We start from the raw sequence: 13,902 nt of genomic DNA on the forward strand, positions 1-13,902 counted from the left end.
GCCGGGCCGGGCGGGGCCCGCGGGGGCGGGGGGGGGGGGGGGGGGCGGGCGCGCCCCCCCCCCCCCCCCCGGTCCGGGTGGGCGATACTGGGTTCGAACCAGTGACCTCTTCGGTGTGAACGAAGCGCTCTCCCACTGAGCTAATCGCCCGGACGCAGGGAGAACATTACCCCATGTCAGGGGGTGCGCGTGACCAGCGCGAACCCGCACCGGCCGCCGCCCGCACCCCCGTCGCGGATCACTGGTCCTTGATCTTCCAGGGCATGACGATGCCGAACTTCCACACATAGAAACCGACGAGCCCGGCCACGATCACCAGGCCGATCGACGTCAGGATGATGTTGCGGCGGCGCACCCTCGGATCGAGCGCCTTCTGGGCGGCCTCGGTGACCTTGCGCTTGGTCCAGCGAAGCACCAGCTGGGCCCAGACGAACTCGGTCGCCCAGACCGCCATGCCACCGAAGATCACGACCCAGCCGGGACCGGGCAGCGGCAACATGATGATGCCGGCCACCACGATCGCCAGGCCGATGATGAAGACACCCACCTGCCAGCTCAGATGCAGGGCCCTGCGCGCCTTGATGAACTCCGGCGCTCGTGAGCCGAGCCCCTGCTCGCCGTCGTCCTTCACACCGTCCACTTCGGTCTCGTCAGTCGCCACGGCAACCTCGCCCGGCTCGTTACTCCCCGTGTTCATACGGCCAAACCCTACCGGACCGAAACGAGTCACCGGAATGGGCGTACCTCGCGAACAGGTTCTCGGCCGGAAGAGTTACGTAAAGGCACGCAAAACACTCAGAGGGGTTTACAACGGCACCGTAGGTGGCATGTCGATTTCGCCGACGTGCGAATCCCCGAGCGCACACTGAGCGAAAGGCCCTGGCGCTTATGAACACCACGGTCAGCTGCGAGCTGCACCTGCGCCTCGTTGTGTCGAGCGAGTCCTCCCTGCCTGTCCCCGCAGGCCTGCGGTACGACACGGCCGACCCCTACGCCGTGCACGCCACCTTCCACACCGGAGCCGAGGAGACCGTCGAGTGGGTGTTCGCCCGCGACCTTCTCGCGGAGGGCCTGCACCGGCCCACCGGAACCGGCGACGTCCGCGTCTGGCCGTCGCGCAGTCATGGCCAGGGCGTCGTCTGCATCGCCCTGAGCTCTCCGGAGGGCGAGGCGCTGCTTGAGGCCCCCGCACGGGCTCTGGAGTCGTTCCTGAAGCGGACGGATGCCGCTGTGCCTCCCGGCACGGAGCATCGCCATTTCGATCTCGATCAGGAGCTCTCGCACATCCTGGCGGAGAGCTAGGGCGAGACTCCCGCAAGCCGCCCGGCGCCGTCGACTCGGGGAGACGGCGCGGGCCAGGACAACCGCATACGGCACGCATCAGCGCCGTCTCCGCACCGCCGGAGGCGGCGCTGATGTGCGCCCTGCGGGAACCGTCGGCGCTCCCCCGGCGTTGTAATCGACGTCACCAGCGGGGGCCGGGACCGCTCGGCCGCGGCGGATGGCATTACCATCGGCCAGCATCGGCGGGCGCCCGCCCGACCCCCAGGCCAGGGAGCGAAACGTGCTGATCACCCATGACGCCCGGTGTGCGCTCGATGCCGTGGTGGATCTGGTGAACACCGCACCGGAGGGAGACGAGACTCCGGACGGGCTGCCCGATGTCACGGCTCTCGAAGGTTTCGTACAAAAGCACGAAATCAGCGATGTCGGGGTGCTCTCGGAGTTCGATCTGTCGGCGGTGCGCAAGGTGCGCGGCCGGTTCTCGGCGATCTTCGCGGAGCCGGACGCCCGGCGCACGGCCGGGCTGATCAACGAGCTGGTCGCCGCCGCCGGCACCACCCCCCGCCTCACGGATCACGACGGCTACGACTGGCATGTGCACTACTTCGCCCCCGGTGCCTCCGTGGCCGACCATCTGGCGGCCGACTGCGGCATGGCCCTCGCGTTCTTCGTGGTGGCCGGGGAGCAGGAGCGGCTGCGGCGCTGTGAGGCGCCGGACTGCCGGCACGCCTTCGTGGATCTTTCGCGCAACCGGTCACGGCGCTACTGCGACAGCCGCACCTGCGGAAACCGGCTGCATGTGGCCGCCTACCGGGCGCGCCGCAAGGAAGCGGCCGGCTGAGCGAGGCTCGCCGACGGGCCGGCACGACAGGTCTGTCAACGCGGACCCCGGCGGGTGACGCCGGGGACCGCGGGTACGGCTCACAACAGCAGCAGGTCGTGCAGCGCAGCCATGAGCAGCAGACACCCGATCACCGCAAGGAAGATCATCAGCGGTGGCTGGGAAAGGGCGAAGAGGCACCCACGAGGCTCGTCCTGAGGTGGAGCGGCCTCGCTTTGAGTCGTGTCCAGCATCTCGCGCCGATGATGGCGCAAATACTCCTTGCCGCGCGATCAACACGCCCGGGATGAGCGGGAGTTCGTCGGATTCCGCGATGTCCGGTTCGAGTGGTGATCGCTTACGGACGGGCGGCGACCCACTGTGTCGTTTCAGTCCGGCATACGCAGGTCATATGCCGTGCTTCTTCAGGATGGCCTCGATGTCGCTGAAGTCGTCGCCGGCCTCGGCTCGGGGTGCGGTCGCGGGCCGGGTCGACTGCCGGGAGCCCGGGCCCAGCGAGGGCGCCGAGGCCTGCGGGGCCACCGCGTCACGCTGCGCGGCGGAGCGGGCTTCCTTGCGCTCCTTGCCGGTGCCGCCCCGGCGGCGCTCCACCGCGCGGGTGGTCGAGAACAGCAGCCAGGACAGGCCGAGGACTCCGAAGCCCGCCCAGGCGGTCGGGCTGAAGGCGGTGTCCGCCAGCCAGTCGACCACACCGGTCATCACCAGCCCCAGGGGCACCAGCGAGTACGCCGCGATGCGGGTGGCCGCGAGGAAACGCTTGCGGTAGGCCGTGACCGCCGCGATGCCCAGGCCGGCCACGGCGGCGGCGGAACAGACGGTCTCGGCAATCATCCGGTCCTCCAGGCAGGCTGGGTCGGGTCAGGGCACTTCGTCCCTTCCATCCTGCACCGTGGCAACCCCGCGCGGCCATGCCTGGCCGGGACATCAGGGACATCTCCGGGTCGTCTCCTCCGAAGGTGCCGGTGGAAGTCGTACGCCCCGGGCGACGCGCACCGAAGCCGGGCCCCTCCCGCCACGAACCCGCACCCGATGCCGGACCTGAAGCCGAAGGCGACGGCGACGGCGGCGGCGAAGTGCCAGGTCGGATTGGGGCGTGCGCGCCGGGGCTGGGAGACTGGGGCCATGAGCGACTCCTCCCCCGACCGTCCCGCCGTCGTCCTCGACGTCTGGTGCGAGCTGCAGTGCCCCGACTGCCGCGCCGCCCTGGACGATCTCCGCGCCCTGCGCGCCCGCTACGGCGACCGGCTGGAGCTGCGGCTGCGGCACTTCCCGCTGGAGAAGCACAAGCACTCCTTCGCCGCCGCGCAGGCCGCGGAGGAGGCGCTGGAGCAGGGGCAGGGCTGGGCGTACGTCGAGGCCGTGCTTGGCCGGGTCGAGGAGCTGGACCGTAAGGGGGAACCCTTCCTGGTCGAGGCGGCCCGGGAACTCGGCCTGGACGCCGAGGAGTTCGACACCGCGCTGATCGACGGCCGGCACATCCTGATCGTCGACGCCGACCAGGCCGAGGGCAAGGCGATCGGCGTGACCGGCACGCCGACCTATGTGATCGGTGGCGAGCGCCTCGACGGCGGCAAGAGCCAGGAAGGGCTGCGCGAGCGCGTCGAGGAGATCGCGGACCGGCTGCTGGCCGAGCAGACGGGCTCCTGACCGAGCTCCTGACCGACCGCTACAGCAACGTCTTGTAGAAGGCGTGCAGCGTCGTCTCGTAGCCGAGCGACTCGTAGAGCCGCTCGGCCGGGGTGTTGCCCGCGAAGACGTTCAGGCCTATGCCCCGGTGTCCCGCGAGGATCGCCTGCACCTCGGCCAGCAGCATCAGGGTGCGGCCGTGCCCCTCGCCGCGATGGGTCGGGAGGGTCTCGACGTCGTAGACATAGGCACGGCCGTCGCGTGTGGCGACCCACAGGGTGCCCACCGGCGTTCCCTCGTGTTCGAGGACGGTCAGGAACACGTCCGGCGTGCGCAGGCCTTCCGGCAGCAGCGCCGCGTGGTCCCGCTCGGACTTGGCCCGGGCCTCGGCCTGCGGAACCCCGCGCTCGACCCAGCTGCGGCTGTAGTCCTCATAGCGCTTGTCCAGCCAGGCCCCGAACTCCGCCTCGGTCATCGGCCGCGCCCGGCTGCCCGGCGGAAGATCGGGCGGGGTGTCGCCGAGGTCCTTCGCCATGCCGCGGTTGCGTACGACGTAGCCGAGCGCCGTGACGAGACGCAGCGCGGGTACGGCGTCACCGGGGACGGCCACCTCGATGCGCCGGCAGCCCCAGCCGCGCGCCACCTCCTCCGCGGCGAGGGCGGCCACGGTGCCCCGGCCGCGACGCCGGTCCGGTTCCTCGATCCGCAGCTCCGATATCAGGGCCACCCTGGCACCGAAGACGGGATGCGTACCGAGGTGAAGATCGCCCACGGGACGGCCGTTCACGCATACCTGATAGCGGCGCGAACGTGTCCCGTCGTCATTGTGCTGAAGCGGCTCGGTCGGCCGCAGGGTCGTGGTCATCAGGGGTGTTCTACCCACCGTGCCCGGCCTACGGCAGCTGATTTTCCCCCGCTCCTACGGATCCAGGTCCTCCCCGGACCGCTCGTCGAAGATCCGCATCGCCTTGGCGGTCACCGGACCCGGCGCGCCCGGCAGTTCGCGCTCGTCGACCCGGTGCACGGCCTGGACGTCCCGCAGGGTGGAGGTGAGGAAGACCTCGTCGGCCCGCTCCAGGACATCCAGCGGCAGGTCGGTCTCCCTGGCGCCGGTCCACTCGACCGCCAACGCGCGCGTGATGCCCGCGAGGCAGCCCGAGGGGAGCGGCGGGGTGTGGACCTCGCCGTCCAGGACGACGAAGACGTTCGAGCCGGTGCCCTCGCAGAGCTGCCCGACCGTGTTGCCGAACAGGGCCTCGGTGGCGCCGTGTTGGCGGGCGCGGGCGAGGGCGACGACGTTCTCGGCGTACGAGGTGGTCTTCAGGCCGGTGAGCGCGCCCCGCTCGTTGCGCGTCCAGGGGACCGTGACCACGGCCGTGGAGTCGGGTCGGCGGGTGGTCTCGCCGAGGGCGACGACAAGGGTCGGACCGTGCTCGCCGCGGTCGGAGCCGAGGGGGCCGTGGCCGCCGGTGTAGGTGATGCGCAGCCGGCCGAGCGGCATCGGGTTGGCCTCCAGGACGGCGGCACAGGCGCGGCGCACCTCGTCGTGGTCGGGCTCGGGCAGCCCGAGGCCGTGCGCCGAGCGCGTCAGCCGGTCGAGGTGCCGGGTCAGCGCGAACGGACGGCCGTCCACCGCCTTCACCGTCTCGAAAATGCCGTCCCCCACGGTCAGCCCGTGGTCGAAGACGGAGACACGGGCGGACTCGATGTCCTGCAGTCCGCCGTCGAGCCAGATCCTCACGATCGCAGTCCCTCTCCACTCACCTGGTACGTCCCCGACGCTACCGCGAGCAGCCGGGACGCCTTCAGCTCGGTCTCCCGCCACTCCCCCTCGGGGTCCGACCCCCAGGTGATCCCCGCGCCGGTACCGAACCGCAGCACGCCCTCGCCCCGGTCGATCCAGAAGGTACGTATCCCGACGGCCAGCTCGCCGACACCCCGGTCGGCGTCGACCCACCCGATGCCACCGCAGTACGGCCCACGGGGCGCCGTCTCCAGCGCGTCGATGATCCGCAGAGCACTGGACTTCGGCGCACCGGTCACGGACCCCGGCGGGAAGGCGGCATCGAGCAGCTCGGGCCACCCGGCGCCGGAACGCAGCTCACCGTGCACGGTCGACACCAGATGAACCAGCCCCGGATGCTTCTCCACCGCACACAGATCGGGCACGGTCACCGTCCCGGTGGCGCACACCCGCCCGATGTCGTTGCGCACCAGGTCCACGATCATCACGTTCTCGGCGTAGTCCTTCTCCAGCAGGTCCGCCTCGGTGCGCCCGGTGCCCTTGATCGGCCCGGACTCGACGACACGTCCGTCACGCCGCAGGAAGAGCTCGGGAGAAGCGGTGGCGATCTCGACGCCGTGCTCCGGCAGCCGGATCGTTCCTGCGTACGGCGCCGGGTTGCCGCGGGCCAACAGGGCGGTCAGGGCGTCCACGTCGGCGCCGGGCCCGATCGGCGCGCTCAGCACCCGGCACAGATTCGCCTGATAGACCTCGCCGGCCGCGATGTGCTCACGGATGCGCCGTACGCCCGCCGTGTACGCGGCGCGGTCGAGCGAGGACGTCCAGTCACCGGCTGCCGGGCCGGCCCACTCCCCCAGCACCGGTGCGGGCACGGCTTCCTCGCGTACGTCCCGGAAGCGGGCGCAGGTCAGACCACCCTCGAAGTCGGCGCAGACGGCCCAGAAGCCGCTGGAGTCCAGAGCCGCGGGGTCGCTGGTGACATCGAGGAGGCCGCTGGCGACTCGGGCGCCGAAGCGGGCGAGGGGAGGGAGGTCGAGCACGCAGTCGAGTCTATGGCGGGTGTCCCGCGGGTGACCTGGCCATGTCCCTTCGAGGAGCTTCATCGGGTCCCTGAGCAGGCGCAGCGCAGCACGCTGCACAAACGCGTTTTTGTGCTGGCCCCGGAATCCGCTAGAGTTCAACTCGTCGCCGGGCCGCGGGAGCGGAACGAAACGACAAGCGGACGTAGCTCAGTTGGTAGAGCGCAACCTTGCCAAGGTTGAGGTCGCGAGTTCGAGCCTCGTCGTCCGCTCGAAGGATCAAGGGGATCTTCCCGAACCCCTGCACTCCTGGTGGAGTGGCCGAGAGGCGAGGCAACGGCCTGCAAAGCCGTCTACACGGGTTCAAATCCCGTCTCCACCTCCAAGGACGATTAGCTCAGCGGGAGAGCGCTTCCCTGACACGGAAGAGGTCACTGGTTCAATCCCAGTATCGTCCACTGGATCTTCGACAGATCATCGAAGGTCTGACCCGCGCGATTAGCTCAGCGGGAGAGCGCTTCCCTGACACGGAAGAGGTCACTGGTTCAATCCCAGTATCGCGCACGCAGCATCTCGTGATCGTCCGCTCGACGGTCGATCACAGTCCCGAGGACGATTAGCTCAGCGGGAGAGCGCTTCCCTGACACGGAAGAGGTCACTGGTTCAATCCCAGTATCGTCCACACACCGAAGCCCCCGGTCACTGACCGGGGGCTTCGTCGTTGCTCGGTGCGGCTCAGCTGGAGAACAGCATGTGGCCGAAGCTCTTGTGACGCTTGTGGCCGTAGTGACCGCCGTGGTGACCGCCGTGCTGGGCACCCCAGGCCGGCGCCTGCGGAGCGGCCGGGTACGCCTGCGGGGCGGGTGGGGGCGGCGGGGCGGGCTGGGACCACTGGGACTCCACGCGGGCCAGCGCCTCCAGCTCGCCGTAGTCGAGAAAGATCCCGCGGCAGCCACTGCACTGCTCGATCTGAACGCCGTTGCGGTTGTACGTGTGCATCGGTGCATGGCACTTCGGACACTGCATGGTCGGCTCAACTCCTCGCCGGTCGGTCCTGCTTCGCGTATCGCCAGGACAGACTCTGTCCGGCGGCAGTCGGTTGCACCCTACTTTGCGTATCCGTGAGTCAACTCAGGGGGGACGGACGCCATTCGGTCACAGGCGTCGACCAGAGACTGCTCGACCTCGTCGAGGAGCCTGCCCTCCGCCGCCGCCTTGGTGATCGCCCGGGCGGCGGTCTGTACGGTCAGCGCACGAGCCGGGACGTCCAGCGCGGGCCAGGGGTCACCGTCGGCGGGAACGGCCGGGCCGTCGGCGGCGCGGTAGGCGGCCAGGAAGCGGTCCCACTCCTCGGGCGACAGCAGCCCACAGGCGTACCAGGCGGCCGGCCGCCCCAGATCCCAGGCCGGTACGCCCACGCCGAGATCGTCCACGTCTATGAGCAGCCAGGGTCCGCCCGGGACCGGGTGACGGACGAGTTGCCCGAGGTGCAGGTCGCCGTGGCAGAGGGTGGCGGCGTCGGGCTGGGGGGCCTCGGCGCGGGCCCAGGCGGGGAGGGTGTCCCAGGCGCGGAGCACGGCGGCGGGGGCGGCGCCCGCCGCTCCGTCGGCGACGGCGCGGAGTCGGGATATGGCGAGGGCGGCTTTGACGGGGCCGCGCATCGGGGGCAGCGAAGCGGGGGCGGGGGTTCGGTGGAGGCGGGCGAGCAGGGTCGCGGCCGCTTCCCAAGGGGCCGCGTCGGGATCTTCCGGGTCCACCGGGGTGCCGTACGGCCAGCAGGTCACCAGGCGGCCGTGCAGGTCGACGGGCTCGGGGCTGAGCGGGGGCAGGAGGAGGCCGGGGAGGTGTGCGGCGGCGGTGAGGCGGGGGGTGAGGTCGGCGGCGGTGACATCCGGGGCGTGCGCCTTGGCGACCGTGTCGGCGTGCCGGACGACGGTGGCGTCGGGCCGGTCGGCGAGCGTGACGGTTGCTCCGCAGGGACAGGCGGGCGTACGGGAGTGGGCCGCGACCTCGGCTCGTGCGGTGAGGGCGGGCAGGAGGGGGTTGGGGGTCATCGGGTCCCTTGGATGCGGATGCTTTGGGGCGAGGGTACGCGGGGCGCAGGGCCGACGGGATGACTCCGTCGGCTGGGGGCCTGCGGCCCTCGGACCCGCGCTTCGGCCCTGAAGGGGCCTCGTCCTCAAAAGCCGGACGGGCTGAAGGATGCGGGCCGGCGCCAGGACCTGCTCGTAGCATGAGCGGCCCCCGCGAAGAGGAACGAGCCTCCGCAGGCATCCCCGGCCCAGCCGCCGGAGGCACACACGCCCCCGGACAAAAAGAATGCCGGCGCAGCTCCCCAGCTGCGCCGGCATCTGTGCCGTCCGCCGCACCCCCGTCCCCACGGGGTTTCATGGGTGGATGTCCCCGCCCGGACCGCTCTTCCGGGCCTGGGGTCGCCGCTCAGCGCCCCAGCATCACGCCCACGGACGACGCCTGTGTGGCCACTGTCTCCCAGCCGTCGAAGACGAGGAGGAGAAGGGCCGCCAGGGGAAGGGCCATGAGCGTCGCCACCAGGGGGTGGCGGCGTCCCTGACGGCGGGGGCGCAGCAGAGTGCGCTCCTGCATGCGGATCAGTGCCCGCGGTGCCGTCTGAGCCATGGTCCCTCTCCTGACCTGTGTCAGTTGTCGTTGGCAGCGGCGGGTGTCTGACCTCGGGGGACGAGTGCTGCACCCGCCGCTTGACTTCAAATCTAGGCGCGCGACGACCCCGGCACGTCATGCCCTCGTACCGATTGCCGGGCCTCCCGGAGGATGAGCCGCCACCTGCGAAGTACTCCCCTGGGTGGAGACGAGGTCCTAGGTCTCGGGGTCTTCCCGGAGGGGACGCCCGGTGTGCCCTGCTTTCTCCGAGCTGTCCTCCCGCGGCACCGGCTGCTCGACCAGCGCCAGAACCCTGGTCGCCATGAACCGGGCCGTACGCACGACCGACCCGTTCCTGGTGACTTCGCTCACTTCCACGACACCACGCCGTACCGCCGTCTCCACCCGGCGGCCTGCTCTGCTCGCCACCACCTCATAGGTGCGCGTCGTGTCCCCGGCGTCCACGACTATCTCCACGCGATCACCCTTCACGGGCCCAATCCCCCTTCTGTGACGGCTGGTTGGGAGCCCGAACAGGCATAAGTCGCCCTGCTCACCCACCCTCTGACCACCCTTCAAGTCTCCCACCCACCACTGACAATCCATCGGCCCGAGAGGGCGCGGCCTCTGCGCACGGCGGCCCGTGGAAACGTAAGCTGTGGCTCGTCAGACGGACCGGGCAGCGGGGATGAACATGGCGATGATGCGCCTGAGGCGCGAGGACCCGCGCGTCGTCGGCTCGTTCAGGCTTCACAGACGGCTGGGCGCGGGCGGCATGGGCGTCGTCTACCTGGGCTCCGACAAGAAGGGGCAGCGGGTCGCGCTCAAGGTGATCCGGCCCGACCTGTCGGAGGATCAGGAGTTCCGCTCCCGGTTCGCGCGTGAGGTCTCGGCGGCACGGCGGATTCGCGGTGGCTGCACGGCCCGGCTGGTGGCCGCCGACCTGGAGGCGGAGCGCCCCTGGTTCGCCACGCAGTACGTGCCCGGCCCCTCGCTGCACGACAAGGTCGCCGACGCGGGCGGGCTCGGTGCGGCGGAGGTCGCCGCCATCGGTGCCGCCCTGTCCGAGGGGCTGGTCGCGGTGCACGAGGCCGGTGTGGTGCACCGTGATCTGAAGCCCTCCAACATCCTGCTGTCCCCCAAGGGCCCGCGGATCATCGACTTCGGCATCGCCTGGGCGACGGGGGCCTCGACCCTCACCCACGTCGGCACGGCGGTCGGCTCCCCCGGCTTTCTCGCCCCGGAGCAGGTGCGCGGCGCCGCCGTCACCCCGGCCACGGACGTCTTCTCCCTCGGCGCCACCCTCGCCTACGCCTCGATGGCCGACTCGCCCTTCGGACACGGCAGTTCAGAGGTCATGCTGTACCGCGTCGTACACGAGGAGCCTCAGCTGAACGGCGTACCGGACGCCCTGGCTCCGCTGGTGCGGGCGTGTCTGGCAAAGGACCCGGAGGAGCGGCCCAGCACGCTGCAGCTGTCGCTGCGTCTGAAGGAGATCGCGGCCCGGGAGGCGCAGGGCCTGTCCGACGTACGCCCGCCCGCGCCGCGCTCCGCCGAGACGGACCGCCCGACCGGGCGGCTCGCCGACACATACACGGACCAGCAGCGCGTCCAGCGTCGCGGTCAGGGCGCTCCCCCGCAGCGCGGCATCGGCATGCCCCGCAACGGCGGTGCCTCACGTGGGCCCGGTCCCGCGCGCGACGCGGCCCCGTCCAGGGGCGGTGGCCCTCCGCAGAGCGGGACGGCGTCGTCCCGGTCCGGAACCCGGCCGGTGCCCCCCGCACGGACCAGCCCGCGCTCGGGCAACGGCAACCGGCCCGCCCCGCGCGGCGGCACCGCCCGTCCGGCGCCCCGGAACACCGGGACCGGCCGACGGCCCGCCAACCCGCAGCTGCTGCGGCAGCGGCTGTTCGTGTTCGTCGTGGTGACCCTGCTCGTGGCGCTCGGCATCGCGGCTGCTCAGGGCTGTCAGGGCCCGGACCGTGGGCTCGGCGACGACAGCGATGTCGTACGGCAGCAGGAGAAGGTGGAGCAGGGCTACTCGCCGGTGGACGGGGATCTGACGTCCGATCGGTACGAGACGACGTTCGACATCTCCGAGTAGCGGTCCGGCCACGCCTCCGAGCGGCCGCCGCCCGGCCTCACCGCCGCCCCGGCGTCACAGAGCGGGCAGGATCCGTTCGAAGAACTCCCGGTCGCCGTCGAAGACCGGGTCCAGGGACAGGAACTCCTCCGGTGTGACCCAGCGGGCCTCGGCGACCTCGTGCGGGTCGGGGACCAGCTCTCCGGTGTCGGCACGGGCCGTCCACCAGTGGAGGCGGAAGCGGCCGTCGTCCGTCTCGGACTCCCAGACCTTGGCCAGGGGTACGACCGTGAGGCCGACCTCCTCGTGGACCTCGCGGACGACTGCCTCCCGCTGGGTCTCCCCCGGCTCGACCTTGCCGCTGAGCGGCTGCCAGTAGCCGGGGCGTGCGACGGCGGGGCCGCGGCGGATGGCGAGGACGCGGTCGGCACGCAGCAGGACCGCGACGATCGCCTCGCGCTGCGCCACCGCCATGGGCCCTAGATCTGCGGGCGGCCCGTGGCCACCGCGTAGAAGGCGACCGCGGCCGCGGCCCCGACGTTGAGGGAGTCGACGCCGTGGGACATCGGGATGCGCACCCATTCGTCGGCGGCGACCAGGGCCTGGGTGGAGAGGCCGTCGCCCTCGGCGCCGAGCATGAGGGCGACCCGGTCCATGCGGTGCGGGGCGGCCTCGTCGAGGGTCTTGGCCTTCTCGTCCGGGGTGAGGGCGAGGAGGTTGAAGCCCGCCTCGCGGACCGAGTCGAGGCCCTTGGGCCAGGTGTCCAGGCGGGCGTACGGCACGGAGAAGACCGCGCCCATGGAGACCTTGACGCTACGGCGGTACAGCGGGTCGGCGCAGTCCGGGGAGAGCAGGACCGCGTCCATGCCGAGGGCCGCCGCCGAGCGGAAGATGGCGCCGATGTTGGTGTGGTCGTTGACCGACTCCATGACCACCACCCGGCGGGCGGAGCGGAGCAGCTCGGTGGCGGTCGGGAGCGGCTTGCGCTGCATCGACGCGAGGGCGCCGCGGTGCACGTGGTAGCCGGTGACCTGCTCGGCGAGGTCCGGGCTGACCGCGTACACCGGGGCCGGGAGCTCGTCGATGACGTCGCGCATGACGTCGACCCACTTGGCGGAGAGCAGCATCGACCGCATCTCGTAGCCGGCTTCCTTGGCCCGTCTGATGACCTTCTCGCCCTCGGCGATGAACAGGCCCTCGGCCGGTTCGCGCTTGCGGCGCAGGTCGACGTCGGTCAGGCCCGTGTAGTCGCGCAGGCGTGGGTCGGCGGGGTCATCGACGGTGATGAGATCGGCCACAGGGTGATACTGCCTTGTCCTGGGTGCGGTGCCAACGGCTTGGCACGGTTGGGTTACCCGCGGTTACGCGAGGGGCTCACGCGGACGGGTTCACGCGGAGGGATTGGGGCCTACGTTCACGACCTCACCGATGACGATGACCGCCGGGGGCTTCACCTCGTGGGCGAGCACCGTTTCGGCGGCCGTGGCGAGGGTCGCGTCGACTCGGCGCTGGGCGGCCGTCGTGCCCTCCTGGACCAGGGCGACCGGCGTGTCCGGGGACTTGCCGTGCGCGATGAGGGTCTCGGCGACCTTCCCGATCGTGCCGACGCCCATGAGGATCACCAGCGTGCCGGTCAGCTTGGCGAGGGACTGCCAGTCGACCAGGGAGCGCTCGTCGTCGGGGGCGATGTGGCCGCTGACCACGGTGAACTCATGGGCGACGCCGCGGTGGGTGACCGGGATGCCCGCGGCGCCCGGGACCGAGATCGAGCTGGAGATGCCGGGCACGACCGTGCACGGGATACCGGCCTCGGCCAGCGCCTGCACCTCCTCCATGCCGCGTCCGTAGACGAAGGGGTCGCCGCCCTTGAGCCGGACGACCGACCTGCCCTGCCGGGCGTACTCGATCAGCGCGTTGTTGATGGCCTCCTGGGCCATGAAGCGGCCGTAGGGCAGCTTGGCCGCGTCGATCACCTCGACGCTGGAGGGCAGCTCGGCGAGCAGGTCGCGCGGGCCGAGGTGGTCGGTGATGACGACGTCGGCCTCGGCGAGGAGACGCCGGCCGCGCACGGTGATCAGGTCGGGGTCGCCGGGGCCGCCGCCGACCAGGGCCACTCCGGGCGTACGGGTGCGGTGGTGCGGGGCCACGAGGGTGCCGTCGCGCAGGCCCTCGACGACCGCGTCGCGGATGGCGGCGGTGTGGCGGGGGTCGCGGCCCCGGGCGTCCGTGGTGAGGACGGCCACGGTGACGCCCTCGCTGTGGCCGGTGGCCGGGGTCCAGGCGGTCGCGGCGTCGGCGTCGTCGGAGCGGACGCACCAGACGCGGTGCTGCTCCGCCTCGGCCGAGGCCCGGGTGTTCGCTTCCTTGTCGCCGGTGGCGATCAGGGCGTACCAGGCGTCCGAGAGGTCGCCTTCCTGGTACGTCCGCTTCTGCCAGGTGATCTCACCCGCGTCCGCCATGGCCTCGACGGAGGGGGTGACCTCGGGGGACACGAGGAGGACGTCGGCGCCCGCCGCGATCAGGACCGGGAGACGGCGCTGGGCCACCTGGCCACCACCGAGTACGACGACACGGCGACCGGTGAGACGGAGGCCCACGGGGTAGGCGGGGTGTTCGGCCATGAGGTGCGGCTCCTCGGACAGGCGTGCGGTGGGCGCTACGGCTCTGGAGCGGCCCTGACGTGCGG

The 13,902-nt window shown here is 71.4% G+C and carries 17 protein-coding genes and 6 tRNA genes; 9 read left to right on the top strand and 14 right to left on the bottom strand.

Annotated features, from left to right (window positions below; all coding sequences use genetic code 11):
• Positions 1–78: 78 nt before the first annotated feature.
• Both ACFWYS_RS28645 and ACFWYS_RS28650 read right to left on the bottom strand, forming a co-directional pair.
• A tRNA-Val gene (locus ACFWYS_RS28645) sits at positions 79–150 on the bottom strand.
• Between the two features lie 88 nt (positions 151–238).
• Positions 239–697, bottom strand: coding sequence for a TIGR02611 family protein (locus tag ACFWYS_RS28650; RefSeq protein ID WP_384774911.1), 459 nt, complete (start codon positions 695–697; stop codon positions 239–241).
• A gap of 191 nt (positions 698–888) precedes the next feature.
• On the opposite strand from ACFWYS_RS28650, the gene ACFWYS_RS28655 reads away from it, so the two are divergent.
• Both ACFWYS_RS28655 and ACFWYS_RS28660 read left to right on the top strand, forming a co-directional pair.
• Positions 889–1,302 (top strand): SsgA family sporulation/cell division regulator, encoded by a 414-nt coding sequence (locus ACFWYS_RS28655; protein WP_004002642.1) that lies wholly within the window; start codon positions 889–891, stop codon positions 1,300–1,302.
• A gap of 262 nt (positions 1,303–1,564) precedes the next feature.
• Positions 1,565–2,125 carry a CGNR zinc finger domain-containing protein gene (locus tag ACFWYS_RS28660; protein ID WP_384774914.1) on the top strand — a complete coding sequence of 187 codons (561 nt, stop codon included), beginning with the start codon at positions 1,565–1,567 and terminating at the stop codon, positions 2,123–2,125.
• A gap of 80 nt (positions 2,126–2,205) precedes the next feature.
• Here the strand turns inward: ACFWYS_RS28660 and ACFWYS_RS28665 are convergent, their stop codons facing one another.
• Both ACFWYS_RS28665 and ACFWYS_RS28670 read right to left on the bottom strand, forming a co-directional pair.
• Positions 2,206–2,358: a hypothetical protein gene (locus ACFWYS_RS28665; RefSeq protein WP_004002639.1), complete on the bottom strand. Its 153-nt coding sequence runs from the start codon at positions 2,356–2,358 to the stop codon at positions 2,206–2,208.
• Between the two features lie 154 nt (positions 2,359–2,512).
• On the bottom strand, positions 2,513–2,956 hold the full coding sequence (locus ACFWYS_RS28670) for a hypothetical protein (RefSeq protein WP_384774917.1): 444 nt from the start codon (positions 2,954–2,956) through the stop codon (positions 2,513–2,515).
• Positions 2,957–3,247: 291 nt separating this feature from the next.
• On the opposite strand from ACFWYS_RS28670, the gene ACFWYS_RS28675 reads away from it, so the two are divergent.
• On the top strand, positions 3,248–3,772 hold the full coding sequence (locus ACFWYS_RS28675) for a DsbA family protein (protein ID WP_384774920.1): 525 nt from the start codon (positions 3,248–3,250) through the stop codon (positions 3,770–3,772).
• Between the two features lie 19 nt (positions 3,773–3,791).
• Here ACFWYS_RS28675 and ACFWYS_RS28680 read toward each other — a convergent pair whose 3' ends face one another.
• The 3 genes from ACFWYS_RS28680 to ACFWYS_RS28690 are packed head-to-tail and all read right to left on the bottom strand — an operon-like array spanning position 3,792 to position 6,535.
• Positions 3,792–4,616 carry a GNAT family N-acetyltransferase gene (locus ACFWYS_RS28680; RefSeq protein WP_384774922.1) on the bottom strand — a complete coding sequence of 275 codons (825 nt, stop codon included), beginning with the start codon at positions 4,614–4,616 and terminating at the stop codon, positions 3,792–3,794.
• A 54-nt stretch (positions 4,617–4,670) separates the two neighbouring features.
• Positions 4,671–5,492 (bottom strand): aminotransferase class IV, encoded by an 822-nt coding sequence (locus ACFWYS_RS28685; protein ID WP_384774926.1) that lies wholly within the window; start codon positions 5,490–5,492, stop codon positions 4,671–4,673.
• On the bottom strand, positions 5,489–6,535 hold the full coding sequence (locus tag ACFWYS_RS28690) for a chorismate-binding protein (RefSeq protein ID WP_384774929.1): 1,047 nt from the start codon (positions 6,533–6,535) through the stop codon (positions 5,489–5,491). Before ACFWYS_RS28690 ends, ACFWYS_RS28685 begins: the two co-directional genes overlap by 4 nt.
• Before the next feature lie 178 nt (positions 6,536–6,713).
• On the opposite strand from ACFWYS_RS28690, the gene ACFWYS_RS28695 reads away from it, so the two are divergent.
• The 5 genes from ACFWYS_RS28695 to ACFWYS_RS28715 all read left to right on the top strand — a co-directional run bounded on the left by ACFWYS_RS28695 (position 6,714) and on the right by ACFWYS_RS28715 (position 7,196).
• Positions 6,714–6,786 (top strand) — tRNA-Gly (locus tag ACFWYS_RS28695).
• A 39-nt stretch (positions 6,787–6,825) separates the two neighbouring features.
• Positions 6,826–6,899, top strand: a tRNA-Cys gene (locus ACFWYS_RS28700).
• A 1-nt stretch (position 6,900) separates the two neighbouring features.
• Positions 6,901–6,972, top strand: a tRNA-Val gene (locus ACFWYS_RS28705).
• Positions 6,973–7,006: 34 nt separating this feature from the next.
• Positions 7,007–7,078 (top strand) — tRNA-Val (locus ACFWYS_RS28710).
• A gap of 46 nt (positions 7,079–7,124) precedes the next feature.
• Positions 7,125–7,196, top strand: a tRNA-Val gene (locus ACFWYS_RS28715).
• Between the two features lie 53 nt (positions 7,197–7,249).
• Here ACFWYS_RS28715 and ACFWYS_RS28720 read toward each other — a convergent pair.
• The 4 genes from ACFWYS_RS28720 to ACFWYS_RS28735 form a co-directional block, all read right to left on the bottom strand.
• A complete protein-coding gene (locus tag ACFWYS_RS28720) occupies positions 7,250–7,540 on the bottom strand; it encodes a zf-TFIIB domain-containing protein (RefSeq protein ID WP_384774931.1) in 291 nt (96 codons plus the stop codon).
• 80 nt (positions 7,541–7,620) lie between these two features.
• Entirely contained in the window at positions 7,621–8,568 is a 948-nt protein-coding gene (locus ACFWYS_RS28725) for a phosphotransferase family protein (RefSeq protein WP_384774933.1), read from the bottom strand.
• Between the two features lie 385 nt (positions 8,569–8,953).
• Positions 8,954–9,151 carry a hypothetical protein gene (locus ACFWYS_RS28730; RefSeq protein ID WP_384774936.1) on the bottom strand — a complete coding sequence of 66 codons (198 nt, stop codon included), beginning with the start codon at positions 9,149–9,151 and terminating at the stop codon, positions 8,954–8,956.
• A 198-nt stretch (positions 9,152–9,349) separates the two neighbouring features.
• The gene (locus tag ACFWYS_RS28735) at positions 9,350–9,625 is read right to left on the bottom strand and encodes a hypothetical protein (protein ID WP_019066326.1); all 276 of its coding nucleotides are present in this window, start codon (positions 9,623–9,625) and stop codon (positions 9,350–9,352) included.
• Between the two features lie 196 nt (positions 9,626–9,821).
• Here ACFWYS_RS28735 and ACFWYS_RS28740 point away from each other — a divergent pair, with 196 nt between their 5' ends.
• Entirely contained in the window at positions 9,822–11,237 is a 1,416-nt protein-coding gene (locus ACFWYS_RS28740) for a protein kinase (protein ID WP_384775078.1), read from the top strand.
• A gap of 54 nt (positions 11,238–11,291) precedes the next feature.
• On the opposite strand, the gene ACFWYS_RS28745 is transcribed toward ACFWYS_RS28740, so the two are convergent.
• The 3 genes from ACFWYS_RS28745 to cobA form a co-directional block, all read right to left on the bottom strand.
• Positions 11,292–11,684 (bottom strand): NUDIX domain-containing protein, encoded by a 393-nt coding sequence (locus ACFWYS_RS28745; protein WP_384775080.1) that lies wholly within the window; start codon positions 11,682–11,684, stop codon positions 11,292–11,294.
• An 11-nt stretch (positions 11,685–11,695) separates the two neighbouring features.
• Complete coding sequence (locus tag ACFWYS_RS28750; RefSeq protein WP_384774939.1) at positions 11,696–12,514, bottom strand: TrmH family RNA methyltransferase; 819 nt, start codon at positions 12,512–12,514, stop codon at positions 11,696–11,698.
• Positions 12,515–12,604: 90 nt separating this feature from the next.
• Positions 12,605–13,837 carry a uroporphyrinogen-III C-methyltransferase gene (gene cobA, locus ACFWYS_RS28755; RefSeq protein WP_384774942.1) on the bottom strand — a complete coding sequence of 411 codons (1,233 nt, stop codon included), beginning with the start codon at positions 13,835–13,837 and terminating at the stop codon, positions 12,605–12,607.
• Positions 13,838–13,902: the final 65 nt, after the last annotated feature.

Origin of the sequence: Streptomyces sp. NPDC059010, from assembly GCF_042740355.1 — a bacterium.
Classification (GTDB): Bacteria; Actinomycetota; Actinomycetes; order Streptomycetales; family Streptomycetaceae; genus Streptomyces.

Coding starts and splice junctions, on each gene's coding strand:
- ACFWYS_RS28650 (WP_384774911.1), bottom strand. CDS start 697: ATGAACACGGGGAGTAACGAGCCGGGCGAGGTTGCCGTGGCGACTGAC.
- ACFWYS_RS28655 (WP_004002642.1), top strand. CDS start 889: ATGAACACCACGGTCAGCTGCGAGCTGCACCTGCGCCTCGTTGTGTCG.
- ACFWYS_RS28665 (WP_004002639.1), bottom strand. CDS start 2,358: ATGCTGGACACGACTCAAAGCGAGGCCGCTCCACCTCAGGACGAGCCT.
- ACFWYS_RS28670 (WP_384774917.1), bottom strand. CDS start 2,956: ATGATTGCCGAGACCGTCTGTTCCGCCGCCGCCGTGGCCGGCCTGGGC.
- ACFWYS_RS28675 (WP_384774920.1), top strand. CDS start 3,248: ATGAGCGACTCCTCCCCCGACCGTCCCGCCGTCGTCCTCGACGTCTGG.
- ACFWYS_RS28680 (WP_384774922.1), bottom strand. CDS start 4,616: ATGACCACGACCCTGCGGCCGACCGAGCCGCTTCAGCACAATGACGAC.
- ACFWYS_RS28720 (WP_384774931.1), bottom strand. CDS start 7,540: ATGCAGTGTCCGAAGTGCCATGCACCGATGCACACGTACAACCGCAAC.
- ACFWYS_RS28725 (WP_384774933.1), bottom strand. CDS start 8,568: ATGACCCCCAACCCCCTCCTGCCCGCCCTCACCGCACGAGCCGAGGTC.
- ACFWYS_RS28730 (WP_384774936.1), bottom strand. CDS start 9,151: ATGGCTCAGACGGCACCGCGGGCACTGATCCGCATGCAGGAGCGCACT.
- ACFWYS_RS28740 (WP_384775078.1), top strand. CDS start 9,822: ATGAACATGGCGATGATGCGCCTGAGGCGCGAGGACCCGCGCGTCGTC.
- cobA (WP_384774942.1), bottom strand. CDS start 13,837: ATGGCCGAACACCCCGCCTACCCCGTGGGCCTCCGTCTCACCGGTCGC.